Origin of the sequence: Curtobacterium sp. 'Ferrero' (genome assembly GCF_002412165.1) — a bacterium.
Taxonomy (GTDB): domain Bacteria; phylum Actinomycetota; class Actinomycetes; order Actinomycetales; family Microbacteriaceae; genus Curtobacterium.
The window spans coordinates 204141-228281 of sequence record NZ_NXIA01000002.1; the positions used below are offsets into that span (position 1 = coordinate 204141).

Consider the following 24141-nt stretch of genomic DNA (forward strand, 5'->3'; position numbering starts at 1 on the left):
GTGCCTCCCGTCCGTCACCGGCGCGCGTCGCGTCGACGGCGACCGCACGAGCGGCCGCGGGGCGCGCTCAGCGCCACCAGGACGGGAGCGAGCGGGTGATCGTCTCGACCAGCGCCCTGCGTGACCGGCGGGGTCCCGCGAGCCACACCTCGATCGCCCCGACGACGCCCTGCGCCACGAACCCGGCGGCGACGTCGTCGAGCAGTTCGGGCCGGCCGTCGGGCAGGTCGCGGACGTGCTGCGCGCTCGACACCGTGAAGTGGTCGACGAGCAGTCGGTGCAGAGAGGCGTCCTCGGGGTCGGGCAGCGCCGTGCAGTAGACGGCGCGGTGTGCGACGACGTGGTCGACCACGGCCTCGATGCCGCGGCGCGTGATCGCCTCGAGCTCCGCGGGCGAGGTGCCGCGCTCGACGGCGGCCCGCCGTGCGGTCTGGTCGGTCTCGCGGATCCGGTCGAGCTCCGGCGTGAGGACGTCGGCCAGCAGCGAGCCGGGGGAGACGGCGTGCGAGTAGAACGTCGCCCGGTTGATGCCGGCGGCCCGCGTGACGTCGGAGACGGTGATGCGGGACACCGGTCGATCGGCGGCGAGTCGGAGGATCGCCTCGCGCAGCGCTGCCGTGGTGTGCAGGATCCGGGCGTCCACCATGACGCTGGCCCCCTTCTGGTCCGTCCGCCCCGGTCGATCGGGCAATCAGAACGTACCGCATGTCAGAAGACGCACAGGAGCCGCTAGCATGGACCTGCGGACGAATCGATTCGATCCCGCATCTCCAGCCGCCCGTCGCGGCGCCCCTCCGCAACCCCCTCATCGTCGAAGGACCCCTCGTGACCGCGCCCGCCACCACCGGTTCGCTCCGCATCGTCGTCCACCCGGGCGACTCGCTCACCCGCGCGCAGCGCCTGGTGTACGTCTTCGTGCTCGGTGCGTTGACCGCCCTCGGCCCGTTCACGATCGACCTCTACCTGCCGGCCTTCCCGTCGATCAAGGACCAGTTCGGCATCACGGACGGCGCCGTCCAGCTCACCCTGACGGCAACGACGCTCGGGTTCGCCGTCGGGCAGCTCCTCGTCGGACCGTGGAGCGACAAGGTCGGCCGTCGGCTGCCCCTCATCCTCGCGACGAGCGTGCACGTCGCCGCCTCCGTGGGCGCCGCGCTCGCACCGAACGTCGAGGTGCTCGCCCTCTTCCGGGTGCTGCAGGGCATGGGGGCCTCGGCGGGCGGTGTCGTGGCCATGGCGACCGTGCGTGACCTGTTCGGCGGCAAGCCGCTCGTGCGCATGCTCTCGCGGCTCGCGATGGTCAACGGCCTCGCCCCGATCCTCGCGCCCGTCATCGGCTCGCAGATGCTCCGCTTCGTCGACTGGCACGGCGTGTTCGTGTTCCTCGCCTGCTACGGCCTCGCGGTCGTGATCGCGTCGGTGCTGCTCATCGTCGAGACCCTGCCGCCGGCCCGACGCCACGACGCCGGGCACTCGAGCGTCCGGCAACGCTACCGGGCACTGTTCTCGGACCGCATCTTCGTCGGCGTGGCCCTCATCGGCGCGATGGTGTTCAGCGGACTGTTCTCGTACCTCAGCTCGTCGTCGCTGCTGTTCCAGGACGTCTACGGACTCGACGCGCAGCAGTACGGTCTGCTCTTCGCGGTGAACTCGATCGGTGTCGTGCTCGGCGTGCAGATCTCGTCGCGCCTGGCCCAGCGGGTCGGGCCGCAGTGGATCCTCGCCTGCTCGACCGCGACGCTCTTCACAGCGGCGGTGGCGATCATCGTGCTCGACCTCCTCGGTGCCGGCATGGTGGGCGTGCTCGTCCCGCTGTGGTTCTTCATCGCCGCGTGCGGCTTCTCGTTCCCGCTCGTGCAGGTCATCGGCCTCGCCGCACACGGCAAGGAAGCGGGGACCGCCGCCTCCCTCCTCGGTGCGCTGAACTTCGGGGTGGCGGGGCTCATCTCGCCGATCGTCGGCCTGCTCGGCATCTCGACGGCGGTCCCGATGGCGGCCGTCATGGCGTGCACGTCGGCCGTGGCGATCGTGCTGCTCTGGGCGGTCGTCCGTCCGCGGAGCGTCCCGGCCCTGTCGCACTGAACCGACCCGGACCGCGCGGGCGCCGCGTTCGTATGCTGTGCCCATGAGCGATGCAGTGGAGCAGGCGCGGGCGGCAGCGGCGGCGGCGAAGGCGGCGGCGGACGAGGCGCGTCGGCTCGCCGACGAGGCCGCGGCGCGCGCCGAGGAGCTCGCGGCGGCACTGCAGGCCCAGGACCGGGTGCCCGCCGATGGGTCGGAACCGACCCTCGCCGACGGTGCGGACGCGACCCCGGCCGGTGGCGACCCTGCGTCGTCGAGCGGCACCGTGCCTCCCGGCCAGGCCGCCGCGGGCGACCGCACCGCACCCGCCGGACCACTCGGCGCCGACGCGGTCGCCGCCGTCCGCGACGGGTACCGCGTCGCGGGCAGCGCGCTCGAACTCGGCGCACTCGTCAACGGCGAGGCCATCCCCGACGTCCAGGTCCGGATCCCGCTCGGCATGCTCAACCGGCACGGGCTCGTGGCGGGCGCCACCGGCACCGGCAAGACCCGGACACTGCAGGTCCTCGCGGAGCAGATCGCGGCGGCGGGCGTGCCCGTGTTCGCCGCCGACGTGAAGGGCGACCTGTCCGGGCTGGCGGTCGCGGGGACGCCGAGCGACAAGCTGCTCGCCCGCACGGCCGGCATCGGGCAGGACTGGCGGGGCGTCGCGAGCCAGGCCGAGTTCTACGCCCTCGGCGGGCAGGGGACCGGCGTGCCGATCCGGGCGACCGTCTCCGGGTTCGGACCCCTGCTGCTCGCGAAGGTCCTCGGGCTCAACGAGACCCAGGAGTCCTCGCTGGGCCTCGTGTTCCACTACGCCGAGCACGCCGGGCTGCCGCTCGTCGACCTGTCGGACCTCCGCAGCGTGCTGACGTTCCTCGTGAGCGCCGAGGGCAAGCAGGAGCTCGCGGCGCTCGGCGGGCTGTCGAAGCAGACGGCGGGGGTGATCCTCCGCGAGCTCATCACGTTCGCCGACGCCGGAGCCGACCGGTTCTTCGGCGAGCCGGAGATCGACACGCAGCTGTTCCTGCGCACCGCCGCGGACGGACGCGGCATCGTCCACCTGCTCGAGGTGCCCGGCGTGCAGGACCAGCCCGCGGTGTTCTCGACGTTCCTGATGTGGCTGCTCGCGGACCTGTTCAACGAGCTGCCCGAGGTCGGCGACCAGGACAAGCCGAAGCTGGTGTTCTTCTTCGACGAAGCGCACCTGCTCTTCGCCGGCGCCTCGAAGGACTTCACCGACCAGATCATCCGGACCGTGCGGCTCATCCGCTCGAAGGGCGTCGGCATCTTCTTCGTCACGCAGACGCCGAAGGACGTCCCGAACGACGTCCTCGCCCAGCTCGGCTCGCGCATCCAGCACCAGCTCCGGGCACACACCCCCGACGACGCGAAGGCGCTCCGGGCCACCGTGTCGACCTACCCGTCGAGCGACTACGACCTCGGCGAGGTCCTCACGTCGCTCGCGACCGGTGAGGCGATCGTGACGGTGATGAACGAGAAGGGCGCGCCGACCCCGGTGGCCTGGACCCGGCTGCGTGCCCCCGAGGGGTCGATGGACCCGATGCCCGCCGACGAACTGGCCGCGCGCGTGCAGGCGTCGCCGTTGCTCGCCACCTACGGCACGCGCGTCGACCCGGACTCTGCGTACGAGATGCTCGCGCGCCGGATGGAGGCGGCAGCCGCGGACGCCGCCGCTGCCGATGCCGAGAAGGCCGCCGCCGAGGCGGCTGCCGAGGCCGAGGAGGAAGCCGCCCGCGCCCAGGTCACCGCGGCGAAGGAAGCAGCCGCGAAGGCGAAGCAGGAGGAACGCGACCGGGCGGCCGCGCAGAAGGAGTACGAGAAGGCCCAGCGCGAGTTCGAGCGGGCCGAGCGGGCGGCCGAGGCGCGACGGTCCGGGCGGTCGGCTCCGCGGACGACGGGGTCACGGACGACGACGTCGCGTCGCGCGGGGGACCCGTTGTCGGACCTGCTCGGCTCCGGACTCGGTGGGACGATCGCCAAGGAGGTCGTCCGCGGGATCTTCTCGACCCTGCGTCGACGCCGCTGACGCGCCGCCGACCGTCAGCGCCGCCGGCCGTCAGCGGGGTCGGCCGTCAGCGCCGCCGGCCGTCAGCGGGCGAGGAGTCCGGCGGTCTCCACCGCCAGCAGCGCCCCGACGAGCACCACCGCGGCGAGACCGACGCCGATGACCGGACCGCGACGCTCGAACCAGGCACGGCTGGTGGGCCACCGCTCGGCGATCTCGCGGGCGGAGAGGGCGCGGGGCTCCTGCAAGACGGTCGTGCCGAGCTCCTCGACGACGCGGTCCTGCCCGGAGCGGCCCCAGACGTCGGACCGCATCCGGAAGAGGTAGGTGCCGTCCTCGGCGAAGGCCAGGAGCTCCCGCACGGAGCGGTCGAGTGCGGCACGCTCGACGAGCACGACACGGTCGACGCACGCGCGGTCGAGTTGCTTGGTCCGCGAGAGCACCCCGTGCACGGCGACGCTCGTCGCGTCCACACCCACGTAGGCGGTGCCGATCCGGACCGCGACCGCGCCGACGACCACGGCGAGGACGGCGACGACCGTCGCCATCAGCGCCCAGAGCCGGAACGGGAACGAGACCCAGACGAGCGCGACCGCGAGGGGGACGGCGGAGAAGACGATGCTCAGCACGGTCGACCGCACGAGCGCGGTACGCGGCCGGACGACGAGGTCCCACGTCTGCGGGCGTGGTCGGATCGCAGCCTGCGCGGTCATGTCCCCCACGATGCGGTCCTCCCGGTGATGGTGGGCGTGACGATCTGGACGTCGAGAACGACGCCCCTGCCGCTCCTGCACCCGAGTGGACCCGTCCCGGGGTCCACCGTCCGCTCAGCATAGGGGACCGACCCCCGGTGGAGACAACCCGTTCCACCCCGATCGGGCGGTTCCCGGCCAGTCCTTGGTGCACGGGGTGCACCGCGGTCGGCCAGGTGGGGGACCACGACGGCCGAGTGGGAGAGGGCGGGGCGGGGACGACGACGGCGCGGGTCCGAAGGGGGCCCGCGCCGGAGTGGTGTCGACGAGCGCTGGGCGTGCGTCGCGTCGTCAGCGTCGTCGTGCGTGGCGGAGGATAGGGGATTCGAACCCCTGAGGGCTTGCACCCAACACGCTTTCCAAGCGTGCGCCATAGGCCACTAGGCGAATCCTCCAGGCGCCACCTCGCGGTGGCGACACCCCATGGTACAGGTCCGCGGGGGTGTGGATGACCACCGCCGTCCACACCCGGGTCCCTCCCGGCTGGGTCGTCATGTGGGGTGGCTACCCTGGAACGGTGTCGACCCGCATCTACATCACGTCAGCCGAGGGACACACGGGCAAGAGCACCGTCGCCCTCGGGGTCCTCGAGACGCTCGCCCGCACGGTCGGCAGGGTCGGCGTGTTCCGGCCCGTGGCACGGTCGGTGGACGAACCGGACTGGGTGCTCGAGCTGCTCCTCCAGCACACCGCCGTCGGCATCTCGTACGACGACGCCGTCGGGGTCACCTACGACGACGTCCACGCCGACCCGGACGCCGCACTCGCGACGATCGTCCGCCGCTTCGCGCAGGTCGAGCGGCAGTGCGACGCGGTGGTGGTGCTCGGCTCCGACTACACCGACGTCGGCAGCCCGACCGAGCTCTCCTTCAACGCGAAGGTCGCCACCAACCTCGGCGCTCCCGTGCTGCTCGTGCTCGGCGGGCGTGACGCCGCCGACCGCGGTGCCCGGACGCCGGAGGCGATGGCGCAGGTGGCCGACGTGACGACGAGCGAGCTCCGGGCAGCGCACGCCCAGCTGCTCGGCGTCGTGGTGAACCGCGCCGACCCGGACCGCCTCGACGACGTCGTCGCGACGGTCGGTGCCGCGGTGCACGACGACCACCCCGGGGTGCCGGTGTGGGCCATCCCCGAGGACCCCGTGCTCGTCGCGCCGACCGTCCGTGCCCTGCTCGAGGCCACCGACGCCACGCTCGTGCGGGGCGACGAGGCGCTGCTCGAACGCGAGGCGCTCGGCACCGTCGTCGCCGGCATGAGCATGGAGAACGTGCTGCCGCGGCTCATCGAGGGCGGGATCGTGGTCGTGCCGGGTGACCGCAGCGACGTCCTCATCGCGATGCTGCTCGCCAACCAGTCGGACACGTTCCCGAGCCTCGCGGGCGTCATCCTGAACGGCGGGTTCGAGACGTCGCCGCAGATCAGCCGACTGCTCGAGGGCCTGTCGAGCAGCCTGCCGATCGCCCAGAACACCCTGGGCACCTACGACACCGCCCTCCGCATCACCCAGACCCGTGGTCGGCTCGCGGCGGACTCGCCCCGCAAGGCCGACCTCGCCCTCGCACTGTTCGAGCAGCACGTCGACGCGGACGAACTCCGGGACCGGCTGCAGGTCACCCCGTCCGGGGTGGTCACGCCGCTCATGTTCGAGCACGGCCTGCTCGACCGGGCCCGCGGCCACGGCAAGCACATCGTCCTGCCCGAGGGCGACGACGACCGCATCCTCCGGGCGGCGTCGACGCTGCTCGCCCGGCAGGTCTGCCGGATCACGATCCTCGGCGACCCGGCGTCGATCCGGGCGCGCGCGACCGAGCTCGGCCTCGACCTCGAGCAGGCGCAGCTCCTCAGCCCGTTCGACCCGGAGCTGCGGGAGCGGTTCGCCGTGGAGTACGCCCGGCTCCGCGCCCACAAGGGGATGTCGGTCGAGCTGGCCCGCGACACCGTCACCGACGTGTCCTACTTCGGCACGCTCATGGTCCAGCTCGGGCTCGCGGACGGCATGGTCTCGGGCGCGAAGCACACGACGGCGCACACCATCCGGCCGTCGTTCGAGATCATCAAGACGCGGCCGGAGACGTCGATCGTGTCCAGCGTGTTCCTGATGGCGCTCGCCGACCGGGTCCTCGTGTACGGCGACTGCGCCGTCATCCCCGACCCGACCAGCGAGCAGCTCGCGGACATCGCGATCTCCTCCGCCGAGACCGCGACGCAGTTCGGCATCGAACCGCGCGTGGCGATGCTCAGCTACTCGACCGGCGACAGCGGCTCGGGGGCCGACGTCGACAAGGTGCGGGCGGGGACCGCGTTCGTGCGCGAGCGCCGACCGGACCTGCTCGTCGAGGGCCCGATCCAGTACGACGCGGCGGCGGACCCGACGGTGGCCAGCACGAAGATGCCGGACTCGCCGGTGGCCGGCAAGGCGACGGTGTTCATCTTCCCCGACCTCAACACCGGCAACAACACGTACAAGGCCGTGCAGCGATCGGCGGGGGCCGTCGCGATCGGCCCGGTGCTGCAGGGGCTCCGCAAGCCGATCAACGACCTCTCGCGCGGAGCCCTCGTCAGCGACATCGTCAACACCGTCGCGATCACCGCCATCCAGGCGGGGACCGCCGGCGACGGCGGCCCGGTCGGCCCGGCCACCCACCCGGCCGCACCCTGACCGACCAGCGCGAGTCGTGCCTCCCGTCCGAACTGCCGTGCCCGTCGAACTGCCGTGCCCGTCGAACTGCCGTGCCCGTCGAACTGCCGTGCCCGTCGAACAGAAAGTGATGACCCAGCCGTGACCGCAGCCCTCGTCGTGAACTCGGGTTCGAGTTCCTTCAAGTACCAGCTCATCGAACTCGAGGACGAGCGGACCCTGGCGTCCGGACTCGTCGAGCGCATCGGCGAGTCGTCCGGCGCCTGGAAGCACACCAACGCCGTCACGGGGGAGTCCTCCTCGAACGACGGTGCCTCGGTGCCCGACCACGCGGCCGGCTTCCAGGCCATGCTCGACGCCTTCGCCGCCGTCGGCCCCTCGTTCGACGAGCACCCGCCCGCCGTGGTGGGACACCGGGTGGTGCACGGCGGGACGACGTTCGACCGCGCGACCGTCGTGACGGACGAGGTCGAACAGCAGATCGAGGACCTGAACAGCCTCGCACCGCTGCACAACCCGGCGAACCTCGAGGGCATCCGCGCCGCGAAGCGGGTGTTCTCGGACGTCCCGCACGTCGCCGTGTTCGACACCGCGTTCCACCAGACGATGCCCCCGCACGCGTACACCTACGCGATCCCGGCCGACCTGGCCGAGAAGTACCGGGTCCGCCGCTACGGCATGCACGGCACGAGCCACAAGTACGTGTCGGAGCAGACCGCGGTGTTCCTCGGACGCCCGCTCGCCGAGCTCAAGACGATCGTGCTGCACCTCGGCAACGGGGCGTCGGCGGCGGCGATCGACGGTGGGCGGTCGATCGAGACCTCCATGGGGCTCACCCCCCTCGAGGGCCTCGTGATGGGGACCCGGTCGGGAGACCTCGACCCCGCGGTCCTCATCCACCTGCACCGCGAGGCCGGCCTCGGCTTCGACGAACTCGACACCATGCTCAACAAGGAGTCCGGGCTCCTCGGCCTCACCGGCAACGGCGACATGCGGGACGTGCAGGACGCGGCGCTGCACGGCGACGACGAGGCCGAGGCGGCGCTCGCCGTCTACCGTCACCGCATCCGGCGCTACGTCGGCGCGTACACGGCGCAGCTCGGCGGGCTCGACGCGGTCGTGTTCACGGCCGGGGTGGGGGAGAACAACGCCCTGTTGCGCCGGCGGGTGCTGGCCGGGCTCGAGCACCTGGGGATCGAGGTCGACCCGGACCGCAACGAGCTGGCATCCCGGGAGGCGCGGCGCATCTCCACGGACACGTCACGTGTCGCGGTGCTCGTCATCCCGACGAACGAGGAACTCGAGATCGCCCGGCAGTCGGCTGCGGTCGCGCTGTAGGCCGCTCCGCCGCGCGGGCGGCATCGCGGCCGGGCGGCATCGCGGCCGGGCGGCGTCGCGGCCGGACGGCGTCCGGCCGCGTCGCCCTCGGCGTCAGCCGAGCGCTGCGAGGGCTGCCGCGATCGGCGTGTTCCCGCTCGTGACCTCGAACTGGACGCCGACGGCGAGGTCGTCCACCAGCGCGTGACGGACCAGGGTGGCGACGTCGGCGCGGGGGATCGACCCGCGCGGCACCGTCCGACCGACGTGCACCGTGCCCTGCGGCGGCGTGTCCACCAGCGCGCCCGGGCGGATGATCGTCCAGCGCAGGTTGCGGGCGCGGATGTTGGCGTCCGCTTCGGCCTTGGCCCGGAGGTACACCTGGAACACGTCCTTGGCGGTACGCGCCGGGACGACCGCGCGCTCGGGGTCGTAGCCGTCCGCTCCCATCGCGGAGATCATGACGTAGCGGGAGATGCCGATGCGTTCGGCCGCGTCGGCGAGGAGGAGCGCACCGTCCCGGTCGACCGTCAGCTTCCGCTCGGCGCCGCTGTCCGGTCCGGCACCCGCGGCGAAGACGACCGCGTCGAAGCCGCGGAGGCGCAACGCCAGTTCGTCGTCGTCGAGCTGTTCGAGGTCGGTCACGAGGGCGGACGCCCCCTGCTGCTCGACGTCGGCGACGTGGGCGGGGTTCCGGACGATCGACAGCACGTCGTGTCCGGCGTCGGTGAGCTGACGGGCGAGGAGGAGGGCGATCTGGCCGTGGCCTCCGGCGATGGCGATCTTCATGTGTCCGATACTGCCCGTCGCGTCCGGTAGACTTCCGGAGGCTCCTCACGTGACGCCATCCAGGCCAACTCCCCCAGGGCGGAAACGCAGCAAGGGTAACCGGGCTCTGGCGGGTGCGTGAGGAGTCTTCTTCGTTCCGCGCCGGTCTCCGCGCTCGTTCCGGGCCGGTCTCCGCGGATCGTGCGTCCGGGCGGTCGGGCCGCGTGCCGGGTGCCTGTGGAGAGGGTCTCGGGTGTCGGTCGTGCCGACTACCCTTGGTCGCGTGGTCACCGCCCTGTATCGCCGTTACCGGCCCGAGAACTTCGCCGAGCTGATCGGGCAGTCGCAGGTCACCGACCCGCTGCGCACCGCACTGCGGACGAACCGCGTCAACCACGCCTACCTGTTCAGCGGACCGCGCGGCTGCGGCAAGACGACGTCCGCGCGCATCCTCGCGCGCTGCCTGAGCTGCGCCGAGGGGCCGACCGACACCCCGTGCGGTGTGTGCCCGAGCTGTGTCGAGCTGGCACGCGGCGGTGGCGGCTCCCTCGACGTCATCGAGATCGACGCCGCCAGCCACAACGGCGTCGACGACGCCCGCGACCTCCGCGACCGAGCCGTCTTCGCGCCCGCGCGCGACCGCTACAAGATCTTCATCCTCGACGAGGCGCACATGGTGACGCCCCAGGGCTTCAACGCCCTGCTCAAGCTCGTCGAGGAGCCGCCGGAGCACGTCAAGTTCATCTTCGCGACCACCGAGCCCGAGAAGGTCATCGGCACCATCCGGTCGCGCACGCACCACTACCCGTTCCGGCTCGTGCCCCCGGCGGCGATGCTCGAGTACGTCGAGCAGCTCTGCGAGCAGGAGTCCGTGACGGTCGCGCCGGGTGTGCTGCCCCTCGTCGTGCGGGCGGGTGGCGGCTCGGTCCGTGACACCCTGTCCCTCCTCGACCAGCTCATCGCGGGCAGCGAGGGCGGCTCCATCGCCTACGAGCGGGCCGTCGCCCTCCTCGGCTACACCGACGCCGCCCTGCTCGACGACGTCGTCGACGCGCTCGCCGTGGCGGACCCGGCGTCCGCGTTCGCCGCGGTCGACCGGGTCGTGCAGACCGGGCAGGACCCGCGGCGTTTCGTCGAGGACCTGCTCGAGCGGCTCCGCGACCTCATCGTGGTGGCGGCGACCAACGAGAGCGCCGCCGCCGTGCTCCGTGGGGTGTCCCCGGAGGAGCTCGACACCATGTCGCGCCAGGCCGGGGTGTTCGGCGCGACCGGGCTCTCGCGGGCGGCGGACATCGCCAACCGTGCGCTGACCGAGATGACGGGCGCGACCTCGCCGCGGCTCCACCTCGAGCTCATGACCGCACGGATCCTCGTGCCCGAGTCGGACGACTCGCAGCGTGGCGCGCTCGCCCGGGTCGAGCGGCTGGAACGGCGCGTCGGGGTCGGGGACGCCGGCGGGCACCAGGCCGGGGGCGCTCCGGCCGTGTCCGCGCAGGCCGCAGCCGCTGCCGCTGCTCCCGCCCCCGCTGCCCCGACGCCGGCACGGTCCGGTGCCGAGACCGGATCCGTCCCCACCGCGGGACGGTCGTCGACGGACGGTCCCTCCACGACCGAGACCGCGACCACGGCCGCGCTGACCAGCACCGGCGAACGGTCCGACACGGTCGCGACCCCGGCGCAGGCGACCGCACCGGGCGCCCCGTCGACCGATCCCGGCGCCGTCGCCCGAGATGCTGCCGCCTCGTGGGCAGCTGCCGTGCCCACGAGCGCACCGTCGGCCCCCACTGCCGGTCCGTCCGCTCCGCAGCGGGAGAGCTCCCGACCGTCCTCCACGGACGAGCCGACGGCCCCGGTCAGCGCGTCGTCGACCGGACAGGGGACCGCGGTCGGTGACGAGCCGGCCGTGCAGCCGGTCGGGGTGGTCGGTTTCCAGCAGATGCGGGACGCCTGGCCACAGGTCGTCGAGCACGTGCAGCGCGCCCGACGCTCTGCCTGGTCGGTCGTCGTGACCGCGCAGGTGACCGCGCTGCGGGACGACGTCCTGACCCTGACCTTCCCGAGTCAGCAGGACGTAGCGTCCTTCAAGGAGATGTCGGACCCGGCGACGAGCGTGTCCGAGCTCCTGCGGTCGGCGATCCTCGACGTGCTCGGCATCCGGGTGAAGTTCGTCGCACGAGGGCCGGCAGCGGCCGGCACCGCGCCGCGACCGGACGCCGCGCAGCAGACCGCTCCCACGTCGCAGGCTCCGGAGCGGCAGGGGCCTCCGGCGGGGCAGCAGACACGAGCGCCGATGACGGATCGGCCGTCCGACGCCCCGGCACAGGCACCGACGCAGCAACAGGCACCGGCGCAGCAGCAGCCTCCTGTGGAGCAGCAGCCTCCGGCGCAGCAGCAGCCTCCGGCGCAGCAGCAGGCCCCCGCGCAGCGGCAGGCGCCCGCGCAGCAGCAGGCCCCCGCGCCGCAACGGGATGACCAGTCCTCGTCCACGGGTGGGCAGACCCCGGCCGCGGAGACGCCGCCGTCGAACGCGCCCGTGACCGACTGGGCCGTGGCGACGATCCCGAGCGTGGACCCGACGGTGGGCGCCGTGCCCGAGGACGTCGAGCCCACCTGGGCCGCGCCGTTCGGGCAGGCCGACCCGTCGGCGACGGTGGCGCCCGTGGAGCCGTCGGCGACGACCGACCCGGCTGCCGACGCCGCGCTCGCCGCCCAGCTCCGGCCCGCCTCGTCGCTCGGCGCGCCGACCCGTGCCGGTGCGCCGGCGCCGGCCGCCGGGGCCCCCGACCAGTCCGATGTCGACGCGTCCGCACCCGTGTCGTCCTCCGGCAGCGGCGGTGCGCCCGCTCCCACAGCCAGCGACGTGCCCGTCGACGACTACCCGCTCGACGACGACCCGTACGACGACGGCGCACCGTTCCCGGACCCGGGCCGGCAACGAACCCAGCAGGCAGCGCCGCAACAGGCAGCACCGCAGCAAGCAGCGCCCCAGCAGGCGCAGCCGCCACGTGCGACCGCGCAGCCGGCTCAGCGACCGGCCCAGTCCGCACCCCAGGTCCGCCGCACCGCCGTGGCCGGGCGCTACGGCGAGGCGGTCGTCCGTGAGATCCTCGGTGCCCAGTTCATCGAGGAGACCGCCCTGCACGAGGACGGTGCCTGATGTACGACGGCATCGTGCAGGACCTCATCGACGAGTTCGGACGGCTCCCCGGCATCGGTCCGAAGTCGGCGCAGCGCATCGCGTTCCACATCCTCCAGACCGAGTCGTTCGACCCCACCCGGCTGTCCGAACTCCTCGCCGAGGTCAAGGAGAAGGTCCGCTTCTGCGAGGTGTGCGGCAACGTGACCGAGTCCGAACGGTGCAGCATCTGCCGCGATCCGCGCCGTGCCCCGAGCGTGATCTGCGTGGTGGAGGAAGCCAAGGACGTCGCCGCGATCGAGCGCACCCGTGAGTTCCGTGGGCTCTACCACGTGCTCGGCGGTGCGATCAGCCCGATCGACGGCGTCGGCCCGGACGACCTCCGCATCCAGCAGCTCATGACCCGGCTCGCCGACGGCACCGTGGACGAGGTCATCATCGCCACCGACCCGAACCTCGAGGGCGAGGCGACCGCGACCTACCTCAGTCGGCTCCTCGTGCCGATGGGGATCCGGACCACGCGACTGGCGTCCGGACTGCCGGTCGGCGGCGACCTCGAGTACGCCGACGAGGTCACGCTGGGCCGCGCGTTCGAGGGCCGCCGCGTCGTCGGGGGCTGAACCCGACGCAGGATCGTTGCGTGCGGCCCGCCTCTGACGCAACATCCCCGAAACACCGTCTACGATTGTCAGACCGCGTCACCTGCGCGGTCCCACCCGTCTCCAGGAGTAACCGCCCGTGGCCTTGATCGTGCAGAAGTTCGGTGGATCGTCCGTCGCGGACGCCGAGAGCATCAAGCGCGTGGCGAAGCGGATCGTCCAGACGAAGAAGGCCGGCAACGACGTCGTCGTGGCCGTGTCGGCGATGGGCGACACCACCGACGAGCTCGTCGACCTCGCCCACTCCGTCACGCCGATCCCGGCCGGTCGTGAGCTCGACATGCTCCTGACCGCGGGGGAGCGGATCTCGATGGCTCTGTTGGCCATGGCGATCAAGAGCCTGGGCGTCGAGGCATCGTCGTACACGGGCAGCCAGGCCGGCATGCTCACGGACGCCCAGCACGGCAAGGCCCGGATCGTGGACGTCACCCCGAAGCGCGTGCGGGAGGCGCTCGACGCCGGGCACGTCGCGATCGTGGCCGGCTTCCAGGGGTTCAACCGCACGACCGGCGAGATCACGACGCTCGGCCGCGGCGGCTCGGACACCACCGCCGTCGCCCTCGCCGCCGCGCTCGACGCAGACGTCTGCGAGATCTACACCGACGTCGACGGCATCTTCACCGCCGACCCCCGCGTCGTCCCACGGGCCCGGAAGGTCGACCGCATCACCAGCGAGGAGATGCTCGAGCTCGCGGCCTCCGGCGCCAAGGTCCTCTACATCCGTGCCGTCGAGTACGCCCGTCGGCACGGCGTCACCCTGCACGTCCGCTCGTCGTTCTCGAACGCCGAGGGCACCATCGTCTACAACCCTGCAGAGGGGGAAACCGTGGAAGAACCGATCATCACCGGCATCGCCGGAGACCTCTCCGAGGGCAAGATCACCGTGGTCGGCGTGCCCGACACCCCGGGCAAGGCCGCGGAGATCTTCACGATCGTCGCCCGTGCCGGCGCGAACATCGACATGATCGTGCAGAACGTGTCCGAGGCGGTGACCGGTCGGACCGACATCTCGTTCACGCTCCCGAAGGACCAGGGACAGGGCGTCCTCACCGCCCTCGAGGTCGCGAAGGCCGACATCGGCTACGAGAGCATCCAGTACGACGACCAGATCGGCAAGCTCGCGCTCGTCGGCGCTGGCATGCGCACCAACGCCGGTGTCTCGGCGCAGCTGTTCCGTGCGCTGCACGAGGCGTCGATCAACATCGAGATGATCTCCACGTCGGAGATCCGCATCTCCGTCGTCACGCGCGCCGACACCCTGAACGAGGCCGTGCGGGTCGTGCACGAGGCGTTCGGCCTCGACGGCGAGACCGAGGCCGTCGTCTACGCCGGCACCGGTCGCTGAGCGACCAGCCCGACCGGCGACCAGCCCGACCGGCGACCAGCCCGACCGGCGGCCAGCCCGACCGGCCACCAGCCCGACCCGGAACCAGCCCGACCCAGAACCAGCGGGAGCAGCACATGAGCAACCCCACCGTCGCCGTCGTCGGCGCCACCGGCCAGGTCGGCGCCGTGATGCGCCGGCTCCTCGAGGAGCGCGCGTTCCCCGCCGAGCGCGTCCGGTTCTTCGCCAGCGCCCGGTCCGCCGGCACCACCCTCCCGTTCCGCGGCGAGGAGATCGTCGTCGAGGACTCCGAGACCGCCGACCCGTCCGGCATCGACATCGCGCTCTTCTCCGCCGGTGCGACGGCCTCCCGCGCGCTCGCACCGAAGTTCGCCGCCGCCGGGGCCGTGGTCGTCGACAACTCCAGTGCCTGGCGCATGGACCCGGACGTGCCGCTCGTCGTGAGCGAGGTCAACCCGCACGCGATCGACGAGGCCCGCAAGGGGATCATCGCGAACCCGAACTGCACGACCATGGCGATCATGCCGGTCCTGAAGGTCCTCGATGCCGAGGCCGGCCTGCGGCGTCTCGTCGCGACGACCTACCAGGCCGTGTCCGGTTCCGGCCTCGCCGGGGTCGAGGAGCTGCTCGGCCAAGCCCGGGCAGCGATCGAGCAGGACACCGCGGCTCTCACGCACGACGGTTCGGCGGTGTCGTTCCCCGAGCCCGTCAAGTACGTCCGACCGATCGCGTTCGACGTCGTGCCGCTCGCCGGGAGCATCGTCGAGGACGGCCTCGGCGAGACCGACGAGGAGAAGAAGCTCCGCAACGAGAGCCGGAAGATCCTCGAGCTCCCCGACCTGCTCGTCGCCGGCACCTGCGTCCGCGTCCCCGTGTTCACCGGCCACTCCATCGCCGTGCACGCCGAGTTCGAGCGTCCGTTGTCGCCCGAGCGCGCGACCGAGGTGCTCGCCGGTGCGCCCGGCGTGGAGCTCTCCGACGTCCCGACGCCGCTGCAGGCCGCCGGACAGGACCCGACGTTCGTCGGCCGCATCCGCGCCGACCAGTCCGCCCCCGAGGGACGCGGCCTGGCGCTCTTCGTCAGCAACGACAACCTGCGCAAGGGCGCCGCGCTGAACGCGGTGCAGATCGCCGAGGCGATCCTCGCGCGTCGCTCCGTCGCCGCGTAGCGGCGGTCTGCCGGCCCAGCCGGACATGCGGACGGGAGGCCCGTGGCGGCGCCGCCACGGGCCTCCCGTCCGCTGCGCGGTCACCGTGCTCACACCACCCGGCGCTAGGATCGTCGCGTGGCAGTGAAGCAGGTGGAACCGATCGACGTCGTCCTGGTCGGGGGAGGGATCATGAGCGCCACCCTCGGCGCCATCATCCACCGCCTCGAGCCGACCTGGCGCATCCGCGTGTACGAGCGCCTCGGCAACGCGGCACAGGAGTCGTCGAACCCCTGGAACAACGCCGGGACCGGGCACAGTGCGCTGTGCGAACTGAACTACACGCCGGAGCTGGCGGACGGCCGGGTCGACATCAGCAAGGCCGTCACCGTGAACGAGCAGTTCCAGGTCTCGCGGCAGTTCTGGGCGCACCTGGTCGAGACCGGAGCGCTGCCCGAGCCGTCGAACTTCATCAACCCGACGCCGCACATCTCGTTCGTCTGGGGTGCCGACAACGTCGAGTACATGCGGAAGCGGTACGAGGCGCTCAAGGACCACCCGCTGTTCGCCGGCATCGAGTACTCGGACGACCCCGCCCAGATCCGTAAGTGGGCGCCGGCGCTCATCCCGGGGCGCAGGAAGGACCAGCCGATCGCCGCCACGTACTCCGCGGCCGGCTCGGACGTCGACTTCGGCTCCCTCACCCGCCAGCTCCTCGACGGGCTCGAGATCGACGGCGTCGAGTTCGAGGCGTCGCACCAGGTCAGCCGCATCTCCCGCTCGAAGATCAGCGAGGGATGGGTGCTCGACGTCCGCAACGAGATCGGCCGCTCGAAGTCGCGGATCGCCGCGAAGTTCGTGTTCGTCGGCGCCGGCGGCGGGGCACTGCACCTGCTGCAGAAGTCCGGCATCCCGGAGATCCGCGGGTACGGGGGCTTCCCGGTGTCGGGCGAGTTCCTCCGCACGGACGACCCTGAGGTCGTGCAGAAGCACGCCGCGAAGGTCTACGGCAAGGCGAGCGTGGGCGCTCCGCCGATGTCGGTGCCGCACCTCGACACCCGGATCGTGGACGGCAAGGCGTCCCTCATGTTCGGGCCATACGCGGGGTTCAGCCCGAAGTTCCTCAAGCAGGGCTCGGTGCTCGACCTCGTCATGAGCATCCGGCCGCACAACCTCCGCCCGATGCTGGCGGTCGCGTTCTCGAACTTCGACCTCGTCCGCTACCTGGTCGGGCAGCTGCTCGCGTCGAAGTCCACCAAGTTCGACGCCCTGCGCGACTTCATGCCGACCGCTGAGCCCGGGAACTGGCACCGGATCACCGCCGGACAGCGCGTCCAGGTGATCAAGCCGGACAAGGACAAGGGCGGGGTGCTGCAGTTCGGCACCGAGGTCATCACGTCCGCCGACGGGTCGATCGCGGGCCTGCTCGGCGCGAGCCCCGGCGCGTCCACGGCGGTCCCGATCATGCTCGCGATGCTGCAGCGGTGCTTCCCCGAGCGGTGGGCCCAGTGGGAGCCGACGGTCCGCGAGATGGTCCCGACGTACGGCACCGACCTCGGTGACGACCCGGCGCTCGCGGACCGGACGCTCGAGCACACGGCGAAGGTCCTCGGCCTGCACCACTGACCCGGCTTGCCAGCCGTTCGAACATGTGTTCGAATGGCTGCATGCGGTGGAGTGGGCAGGCGATCGACGCGACGCAGGACGACGCCCTGCCGGGGCTGGAGTCGAACAGTGGGCTCGTGCGGAGCGTCACGACGCCCGAGTTCGCGGGCGTGACCTTCCACGAGGTCCTGGCCAAGAGCGCGCTCAACCGGGTCCCGAGTGTGGACGGCGACGGAGCCTACGGCTGGACGATCAACCCGTACCGGGGCTGCAGCCACGCATGCGTCTACTGCTTCGCACGGCCGACCCACACCTACCTCGAGTTCGACGGGGGCGCCGACTTCGACCAGCAGATCGTCGTGAAGACCAACGTCGCCGACGTCCTGCGACGGGAACTCGCGCGGCCGAGCTGGGAGGGGCACCCGGTCGCCCTCGGCACGAACACCGACCCGTACCAGCGGGCCGAGGGGCGCTACCGGCTGATGCCCGGCGTGATCGAGGCGTTGGCGGACTCCGGCACGCCGTTCAGCATCCTGACGAAGGGCACGCTGCTGCGCCGCGACCTGCCGCTGCTCGCCGCGGCCGCCGAACGCGTCCCCGTCGACCTCGCCATGTCGATCGCGGTCTACGACGACGACCTGCAGCAGGCGGTCGAGTCCGGCACGCCGACCACGGCTGCGCGGCTCGCGACCGTCCGGGCGGTCCGTGACGCCGGCCTCGACTGCGCGGTGTTCCTGATGCCCGTGCTGCCGTACATCACCGACACGAAGGCGCACCTCGACGAGGCGGTCGGCCGTGCGGTCGCTGCCGGAGCGACGAGCATCACGTACTCCGCGCTGCACCTGCGGCCCGGCGTGAAGCCGTGGTGGTTCACGTGGCTCGGGCGTGCCCGCCCGGACCTGGTCGAGCGGTACCGCTCGATGTACCTCGACAACACGTACGCGCCACGCGACTACCGGCGCTGGTTGGGGGAGCGGATCCGGCCGATCCTGCGGGCGCACGGGGTCGGTCTCGGCGTGGTCGACCCGGCGACCGGATCCATGGGGCACAGTGTCGACACGTCGCGTGTCCGGCCGCTCAAGCGCGCGGCACCGGACTTCACGGAGCGGCGTACCGTGGCGCGGACGGCTCCGACGTTGTTCTGACCGATCAGCGCGTTCGGGGGACACTCGAACGCAGAGTGGCCCGGTATCATCGTGCGAGTCGCTGTTCCCGTTCCGTTTCGGGGTACAGGGTCGTTACCGTCACCGCTCCCCGGAAGGACGAACCGCTCGTGCTCGGCATCCCCACGCACCTCGCGCCCCGCGTGAATGCCTGGTCGACCGTGCGCGCCTTCCACGCGGCGGCGATCGGGTCGATCGCGGTCACGGCCATCGCGCTCCTGCTGTACCGGTTCGCCGATCCCGACGTGCGGGTCGCGGGGGCCGTCCTGGCGCTGCTGCCGATGCTGGTGATGATCGCGGTGCACGTGCAGTTCGGGACGTGGCGGTCCGCGGTCGCCTTCCTGGTGGTCGGGGCCGTGTGCACGTGGTGGTTCGCCACGATCGTGCAGCGCGAGGTCCCCGTGGGCTGGGTCGCGTCGTACCTGCTGTCACTCGTCGTGATCCCCCTGATCCTCGTCGGCGGTGCGGGGGCGGTGCCGAGCCGGGTCATCGCCTGGTCGGTCGCCGGTTTCGTCGTCGGCCGCTCCGCAGCCCTCGTCGCCCTGGTGCAGACGGACGGGACGGCACACGCCTTCCTCCTCGCCTGGGTCACGCTCGCCTTCGTGGTGGCGCTCGTGCTCTTCACGAGCCGGTCGTCCGTCCGGTCGGAGCGGGTCCAGCCCGAGCTGCTCCGGGCGGCGCGCGAGGAGCACGTCTCGGCGTACCGCGCCGGGGTCGAGGCCGAGGCCGCCGCGATCCTGCACGACACCGTCCTCAACCACCTCGGCGCCATCGCCCTGGCCCCGGACGGCCCGATGGACGCGCAGCTCGCCCGGACCGTCGACGCGGACATCGCGACGCTGACCGGCCAGGGCTGGCTCGAACCGCAGGAGTCGCGCTCGCCCGGCGCAGCGGCGGCCTCGTTCGAGCGGATGCTCGCCGACGAGCGCGCCCAGGGGCTCCGGATCGCGTCCACGGGGGAGCCGTCCTCGCTCGCCGGACTCGACGAACGCACCCTCGACGCCCTGGTGCGTGCCGTCGGGCAGTGCCTGGCGAACGTCCGCAAGCACGCGGGGGTGGACGCCGCCGAGGTGAGCGTCTTCGACGACGGCGCGTCGTGCACGGTGATGGTGGTCGACGACGGGCGCGGCTTCGACGAGGCCGAGACGGGTGCCGACCGCATGGGGCTCCGGGCATCGGTCCGGCAGCGGATCGAGCGCGTCGGCGGCAGTGTGCAGATCTGGTCGTCGCCGGGTTCCGGGACGAGCGTGATGATGACCGTGCCGACGGCCGCGGCCTCCCGCGAGCACCCGACGGACCGCATGCCGGACCGGAGCGACCCCGTCGTGACGGACGAGGGACGGCTCCGGTGACGGCCCCGACGAGCGGCCCGCAGCGACGCACCGCCCAGCAGTACGACCCGCTCGGCGCGATGCGGTCGCGGCCCCTGGCGATCGTGATCGGTGCCGCCGGGACCGTGTGGGCGCTCGTGGTCTCGGTGTTCAACCGCGACGTGGCCGGGAGCCCCGGTCTCAGCGCCCTCAGCGTCCTCCTCGTCGCCGCGTCGGCGGCGGTGGTGTTCACGGCGTCCAGCCCGTTCCGCGCGCCGTTCCCGCGGTGGGCGTACACCACCCACGTGGCGCTCCTCGCCGCGGCCGTCGTCGCGAGCGTCGCCGCCCAGTGGGGGCCGGACCGGGACGCCGTCAACGACTACATGAGCCTGCTCACCGCCACCGGGATCGTCATGGTGGCGCCGTACCGGCCGTGGCCAGACCTCGTGGTCGGCGGGGTCGTGCTCGCCGCGGTCGACGCCGCGGCCTGGGGTGCGGCCGCCGCGACGTTCCCGTTCCAGGTCCCACCGGTCGTCGCCGCGTTCCTGGCGAGTGCGCCCACGCTCGTGCTCACGGCGGCGTCCGCGGTGTTCGCGTGGACGTTCGCCGGGCTCGCCGAGCGCGTGCAGATCCGCGCGGGGTCGTACTCGGTCGAGCGCGCCGAGCGGGACGGCATCGCCGAGCGCGTGCAGCGGGACCGGTCCCGGATCCTGGCGGACGAGGTGGCGCCGTTCTTCGCCGAGCTCCGCACGCGGGACGCCATCACGGACGCCGACCGTGCCCGCGCCCGGTCCATCGCGGACGGCATCCGCACCAGCATGGTCGCAGCGGCCGACCGCACCTGGTTCGAGTACGCCGTCGTCACCGAGGGCGGGTCCGCGGCGACGATCGACGACCCGGACGGACTGCTCGCGACGCTCGACACCGACCAGCGCACCGTCGTCCGCACGTTCGTCCGGGCCGCACTCCGCGCCCCGGCGGTGGATCCGGCGGGGATCCGGGTGCGTGCCCGGAGCGGGAACGTCGAGGGCGTGGACGGCACCGGCGACCGGGCCGGTGTCGACGCGGCCGACCGGGGGACGGGGAACCGGGTCGTGATCGCGATCGACCTCGTCGTGGCCGACTCCGACGTCGGCATCCACCGGACGTTCGACCCCTACCTCGCCGTCCTCCGCGTGACGTTCCCCGACCTCGAGGTCTCCGTCCGCCCGTCGTCCCTCGCACTAAGGTTCTCGTATGACCAGCACTGACCCGAACAGGCTCACGGAGGGCGGACCCACCCTCCCGACCCCGGGGACCCGCAGGGTGCGGCTGGCCATCCTCGACGACCACGAGGTCCTGCTCGACTCCCTGTCCAGCTGGATCGCGGTGAACGCCTTCGACTTCGACCTGGCACTCACCGCACACACGTGGCTCGAGATGGTGCACAGCGACAGCTTCCCGACCGACCTCGTGTTCCTCGACTTCCAGCTCAAGGAACCCGTGTCGATCGAAGCCCGCGTGCGGACGTGCCGGGCCGCCGGTGCCAAGGTCATCGTGCTGTCGAGCGTCGACAGCCGGGAGTCGCGCGACCGTGCGCTCGCCGCCGGCGCCGCCGCGTTCCTGTCGAAGTCGCTGCCGATGCGCGAGGTGATGGACGTCGCGCGCGAGGTCATGGGCGTCGCCCGCGAGACCCCGCCGCAGCGTGAGTGGCGGCCGCTGCCGACCGGCGCCGCGGCCCACCAGCGGCCGAAGCTCAGCCACGGCGAGGAAGAAGCGCTCCGGTTGTACGTGTCGGGCTACTCGACGAACGAGGTCGCCGCACAGATGAACGTGCAGTACGAGACCGCGAAGACCTACCTGCGCCGGGTGCGGGAGAAGTACAGCAAGGTCGGTCGTCCGGCGTCGAAGAAGTCCGACCTGATCCGTCGCGCGGCGGAGGACGGGTTCCTCGCCTAGTGGCCAAGCTGTACTTCCGCTACGGCGCGATGAACAGCGGCAAGAGCACGGGGCTCCTGCAGGCCGCCTACAACTACGAGGAGCGCGGGCAGCGGGTCCTCCTCGCGAAGCCGGCGGTCGACACCAAGGGCGACCACGAGATCGTGTCCCGGCTCGGGGTCACCCGTCCGGTCGACGTCGTGTTCGCGCCCGCGGACGACGTCCGTGCCGCCGTGGGTGCCGCCGGCGCGGTCGACCCCGAGTCCGCACGACTCGACGGCATGGTCCGACCGGTCAGCTGCGTCCTCGTCGACGAAGCCCAGTTCCTCACGCCGGTGCAGGTCGACGACCTGCTGCGCATCGCGGTCCTCGACGGCATCCCCGTGCTCGCCTACGGCATCCGCACCGACTTCCGGACCGAGGCCTTCCCCGGCAGTGCCCGGCTCCTGGAGATCGCGCACTCGCTCGAGGAGCTCAAGACCATCTGCCGCTGCGGTCGCAAGGCGGTCTTCAACGCGCGGCTCATCGACGGGCGGTTCGTGTTCGACGGATCGCAGGTCGCGATCGACGGCGAGGACGTCACCTACGAGTCGCTCTGCGCCAACTGCTACCTGACGGAGTCCGGCGGGCACCTCGACGGCGACTGACGGTCGCCTCCGGCGCCCGGTTCCCACCTGACGGCCGGCGTTGGCGACCACATGAGCGACGCATCCGTGCACCTGTCCGTCCTCGACCTCGCCACCCGTGAGTACGGGCAGTCGAACACCGACGCACTGCAGGGGTCGATCGACATGGCGGTGCACGCGGAGCGGCTCGGCTACGAGCGCTTCTGGGTGGCGGAGCACCACGGGATGCCCGGGATCACCTCGTCGGCGCCGGCGGTGCTCCTGAGTGCCGTGGGGGCCGCGACGAGCACCATCCGGATCGGCTCCGGAGGTGTGATGCTGCCGAACCACGCGCCCCTCGTCGTCGCCGAGCAGTTCGGGACGCTCCGTGCGCTGTACGGCGACCGGGTCGACCTCGGCATCGGGCGTGCGCCGGGTACCGACGGGGCGACCGCGATGGCGCTGCGGCGCACCGACCGGCTCGACGTCGACGACTTCCCGCAGCAGCTCGCCGACCTGATCGGCTTCTTCACCGGGATGGACCCGGCGAACCCGCTCGCCCGCATCCAGGCGGTCCCCGGCTACGGCGACGTGCCCGAGTTCTGGCTGCTCGGGTCGTCCGGGTACAGCGCCCAGGTCGCCGGTGCCCTCGGGGTGTCGTTCGCGTTCGCGCACCACTTCGCGTCGGACAACACCGAGGCGGCACTCGCGCTGTACCGGGACTCCTTCCGCCCCTCGCGCTTCCGGTCGGAGCCGAACGCCCTCATCGGGGTGCAGGTCGTGACCGACGAGGACCCGGCCGTGGTCGCCGAGCAGTCTGCTCCGGGCATGATCTCGTTCATCCGGATGCGACAGGGGGCGAAGCCCGAGCCGGTGTCGATGGACGAGGCGCGGGCGTACGAGTTCTCCGACCTCGAGCGGCGCTTCATCGAGGCCCGCACCGCTCGGCAGGCGTACGGCACCGCGGACGAGGTCGCGGCGAAGATCAACGCGCTCGTGGCGTCGACGGGCGCGAACGGCGTGATCGTCGCTCCCGGAGCTGCGCAGGCGCAGTACCGGCACCAGGCGCTCGACGTCGTGGCGCGGCTGCACGGCGAGGGGCGGCTCGTGCGCGCGGGGGCCGCGGTCGCCTGACCCGCGCCGGTGTGCCGGACGTCCGCTCGCGCCGGTCGATGCCCGTCGATGCCCGTCGAGGTTCCAGAATTCTGGAGTCTCGACGGGCTTCGTGGTCTCGTGTGGAACCTCGACGGAAGCCGTCCGGCGAGTCGTGGAACCTCGGTCCGGTGACGCGGGTGCGCCGGAGGCGTGCAGCCCGGTGGCCGCGGCGTGCTCGGTGGCGGCGGCGTGCTCGGTGGCGGCGGCGTACTCGGTGGCGGCTTGGTTGGTCGCATGAAGTGTCGGCTCGGTGCGCTCTGGACGACACGTCGTGCGACCAACGCGAGGTACGCACGGCGTGTTGTGCGACCAAGTGCAGCGGGCGGCGCGGGATCGGTTGACGAGCGAGCGCGACACGACGGGACAGGACGCGACGAGCGAGCACGACACGACGCCGTGCAATGCGTCGGGCAACGCAGAAGGCCCCGGTCCGTCTGGACCGGGGCCGTGCTGTCGGGGTGACAGGATTTGAACCTGCGACCTCCTCGTCCCGAACGAGGCGCGCTACCAAGCTGCGCCACACCCCGCGG

The 24141-nt window shown here is 72.3% G+C and carries 18 protein-coding genes, 2 tRNA genes and 1 other RNA gene; 16 read left to right on the top strand and 5 right to left on the bottom strand.

Features of this window, described 5'->3' with window-relative positions; all coding sequences use genetic code 11:
• Nucleotides 1-67: 67 nt before the first annotated feature.
• A complete protein-coding gene (locus Csp2054_RS03070) occupies nucleotides 68-646 on the bottom strand; it encodes a TetR/AcrR family transcriptional regulator (protein WP_096897826.1) in 579 nt (192 codons plus the stop codon).
• 179 nt (nucleotides 647-825) lie between these two features.
• Here Csp2054_RS03070 and Csp2054_RS03075 point away from each other — a divergent pair, with 179 nt between their 5' ends.
• Entirely contained in the window at nucleotides 826-2082 is a 1257-nt protein-coding gene (locus Csp2054_RS03075) for a multidrug effflux MFS transporter (RefSeq protein WP_255252592.1), read from the top strand.
• A gap of 43 nt (nucleotides 2083-2125) precedes the next feature.
• Nucleotides 2126-4114: a helicase HerA-like domain-containing protein gene (locus Csp2054_RS03080; protein ID WP_096897828.1), complete on the top strand. Its 1989-nt coding sequence runs from the start codon at nucleotides 2126-2128 to the stop codon at nucleotides 4112-4114.
• 62 nt (nucleotides 4115-4176) lie between these two features.
• Here the strand turns inward: Csp2054_RS03080 and Csp2054_RS03085 are convergent, their stop codons facing one another.
• Both Csp2054_RS03085 and Csp2054_RS03090 read right to left on the bottom strand, forming a co-directional pair.
• The gene (locus Csp2054_RS03085; RefSeq protein ID WP_141399098.1) at nucleotides 4177-4806 is read right to left on the bottom strand and encodes a hypothetical protein; all 630 of its coding nucleotides are present in this window, start codon (nucleotides 4804-4806) and stop codon (nucleotides 4177-4179) included.
• A 346-nt stretch (nucleotides 4807-5152) separates the two neighbouring features.
• Nucleotides 5153-5240 (bottom strand) — tRNA-Ser (locus Csp2054_RS03090).
• A 122-nt stretch (nucleotides 5241-5362) separates the two neighbouring features.
• On the opposite strand from Csp2054_RS03090, the gene pta reads away from it, so the two are divergent.
• Together pta and Csp2054_RS03100 are read left to right on the top strand one after the other, a co-directional pair.
• Nucleotides 5363-7504: a phosphate acetyltransferase gene (gene pta, locus Csp2054_RS03095; RefSeq protein WP_096898019.1), complete on the top strand. Its 2142-nt coding sequence runs from the start codon at nucleotides 5363-5365 to the stop codon at nucleotides 7502-7504.
• Between the two features lie 120 nt (nucleotides 7505-7624).
• Complete coding sequence (locus Csp2054_RS03100) at nucleotides 7625-8821, top strand: acetate/propionate family kinase (RefSeq protein WP_096897830.1); 1197 nt, start codon at nucleotides 7625-7627, stop codon at nucleotides 8819-8821.
• 93 nt (nucleotides 8822-8914) lie between these two features.
• Here Csp2054_RS03100 and Csp2054_RS03105 read toward each other — a convergent pair whose 3' ends face one another.
• Complete coding sequence (locus tag Csp2054_RS03105; protein ID WP_096897831.1) at nucleotides 8915-9589, bottom strand: SDR family oxidoreductase; 675 nt, start codon at nucleotides 9587-9589, stop codon at nucleotides 8915-8917.
• A gap of 36 nt (nucleotides 9590-9625) precedes the next feature.
• On the opposite strand from Csp2054_RS03105, the gene ffs reads away from it, so the two are divergent.
• The 12 genes from ffs (at nucleotide 9626) to Csp2054_RS03165 (ending at nucleotide 23590) form a co-directional block, all read left to right on the top strand.
• An RNA gene (gene ffs, locus Csp2054_RS03110) (signal recognition particle sRNA small type) lies at nucleotides 9626-9722 on the top strand.
• A 129-nt stretch (nucleotides 9723-9851) separates the two neighbouring features.
• A complete protein-coding gene (locus Csp2054_RS03115) occupies nucleotides 9852-12725 on the top strand; it encodes a DNA polymerase III subunit gamma and tau (protein WP_096897832.1) in 2874 nt (957 codons plus the stop codon).
• Nucleotides 12725-13324 (top strand): recombination mediator RecR, encoded by a 600-nt coding sequence (recR, locus tag Csp2054_RS03120; RefSeq protein WP_096897833.1) that lies wholly within the window; start codon nucleotides 12725-12727, stop codon nucleotides 13322-13324. Before Csp2054_RS03115 ends, recR begins: the two co-directional genes overlap by 1 nt.
• Before the next feature lie 118 nt (nucleotides 13325-13442).
• Nucleotides 13443-14708: an aspartate kinase gene (locus Csp2054_RS03125; RefSeq protein WP_096897834.1), complete on the top strand. Its 1266-nt coding sequence runs from the start codon at nucleotides 13443-13445 to the stop codon at nucleotides 14706-14708.
• 116 nt (nucleotides 14709-14824) lie between these two features.
• A complete protein-coding gene (locus Csp2054_RS03130) occupies nucleotides 14825-15877 on the top strand; it encodes an aspartate-semialdehyde dehydrogenase (RefSeq protein ID WP_096897835.1) in 1053 nt (350 codons plus the stop codon).
• 117 nt (nucleotides 15878-15994) lie between these two features.
• Nucleotides 15995-17482 carry a malate:quinone oxidoreductase gene (locus Csp2054_RS03135; RefSeq protein ID WP_096897836.1) on the top strand — a complete coding sequence of 496 codons (1488 nt, stop codon included), beginning with the start codon at nucleotides 15995-15997 and terminating at the stop codon, nucleotides 17480-17482.
• A 41-nt stretch (nucleotides 17483-17523) separates the two neighbouring features.
• A complete protein-coding gene (locus Csp2054_RS03140; protein WP_096897837.1) occupies nucleotides 17524-18606 on the top strand; it encodes an Rv2578c family radical SAM protein in 1083 nt (360 codons plus the stop codon).
• Nucleotides 18607-18734: 128 nt separating this feature from the next.
• Nucleotides 18735-19976 carry a sensor histidine kinase gene (locus tag Csp2054_RS03145; RefSeq protein ID WP_096897838.1) on the top strand — a complete coding sequence of 414 codons (1242 nt, stop codon included), beginning with the start codon at nucleotides 18735-18737 and terminating at the stop codon, nucleotides 19974-19976.
• A complete protein-coding gene (locus tag Csp2054_RS03150; protein WP_096897839.1) occupies nucleotides 19973-21184 on the top strand; it encodes a hypothetical protein in 1212 nt (403 codons plus the stop codon). Before Csp2054_RS03145 ends, Csp2054_RS03150 begins: the two co-directional genes overlap by 4 nt.
• Nucleotides 21171-21872: a response regulator gene (locus Csp2054_RS03155; protein ID WP_255252593.1), complete on the top strand. Its 702-nt coding sequence runs from the start codon at nucleotides 21171-21173 to the stop codon at nucleotides 21870-21872. Before Csp2054_RS03150 ends, Csp2054_RS03155 begins: the two co-directional genes overlap by 14 nt.
• On the top strand, nucleotides 21872-22498 hold the full coding sequence (locus Csp2054_RS03160; protein WP_096897841.1) for a thymidine kinase: 627 nt from the start codon (nucleotides 21872-21874) through the stop codon (nucleotides 22496-22498). Before Csp2054_RS03155 ends, Csp2054_RS03160 begins: the two co-directional genes overlap by 1 nt.
• A 51-nt stretch (nucleotides 22499-22549) precedes the next feature.
• Nucleotides 22550-23590, top strand: coding sequence for an LLM class flavin-dependent oxidoreductase (locus tag Csp2054_RS03165; protein ID WP_096897842.1), 1041 nt, complete (start codon nucleotides 22550-22552; stop codon nucleotides 23588-23590).
• Between the two features lie 474 nt (nucleotides 23591-24064).
• On the opposite strand, the gene Csp2054_RS03170 is transcribed toward Csp2054_RS03165, so the two are convergent.
• Nucleotides 24065-24138 (bottom strand) — tRNA-Pro (locus Csp2054_RS03170).
• Nucleotides 24139-24141 lie beyond the last annotated feature (3 nt).

Bases quoted from the DNA above. Each gene is read 5' to 3' on its own strand.
- Csp2054_RS03070 (WP_096897826.1), bottom strand. From the start codon at position 646: ATGGTGGACGCCCGGATCCTGCACACCACGGCAGCGCTGCGCGAGGCG.
- Csp2054_RS03080 (WP_096897828.1), top strand. From the start codon at position 2,126: ATGAGCGATGCAGTGGAGCAGGCGCGGGCGGCAGCGGCGGCGGCGAAG.
- Csp2054_RS03085 (WP_141399098.1), bottom strand. From the start codon at position 4,806: ATGACCGCGCAGGCTGCGATCCGACCACGCCCGCAGACGTGGGACCTC.
- Csp2054_RS03105 (WP_096897831.1), bottom strand. From the start codon at position 9,589: ATGAAGATCGCCATCGCCGGAGGCCACGGCCAGATCGCCCTCCTCCTC.
- recR (WP_096897833.1), top strand. From the start codon at position 12,725: ATGTACGACGGCATCGTGCAGGACCTCATCGACGAGTTCGGACGGCTC.
- Csp2054_RS03130 (WP_096897835.1), top strand. From the start codon at position 14,825: ATGAGCAACCCCACCGTCGCCGTCGTCGGCGCCACCGGCCAGGTCGGC.
- Csp2054_RS03140 (WP_096897837.1), top strand. From the start codon at position 17,524: ATGCGGTGGAGTGGGCAGGCGATCGACGCGACGCAGGACGACGCCCTG.
- Csp2054_RS03155 (WP_255252593.1), top strand. From the start codon at position 21,171: ATGACCAGCACTGACCCGAACAGGCTCACGGAGGGCGGACCCACCCTC.
- Csp2054_RS03165 (WP_096897842.1), top strand. From the start codon at position 22,550: ATGAGCGACGCATCCGTGCACCTGTCCGTCCTCGACCTCGCCACCCGT.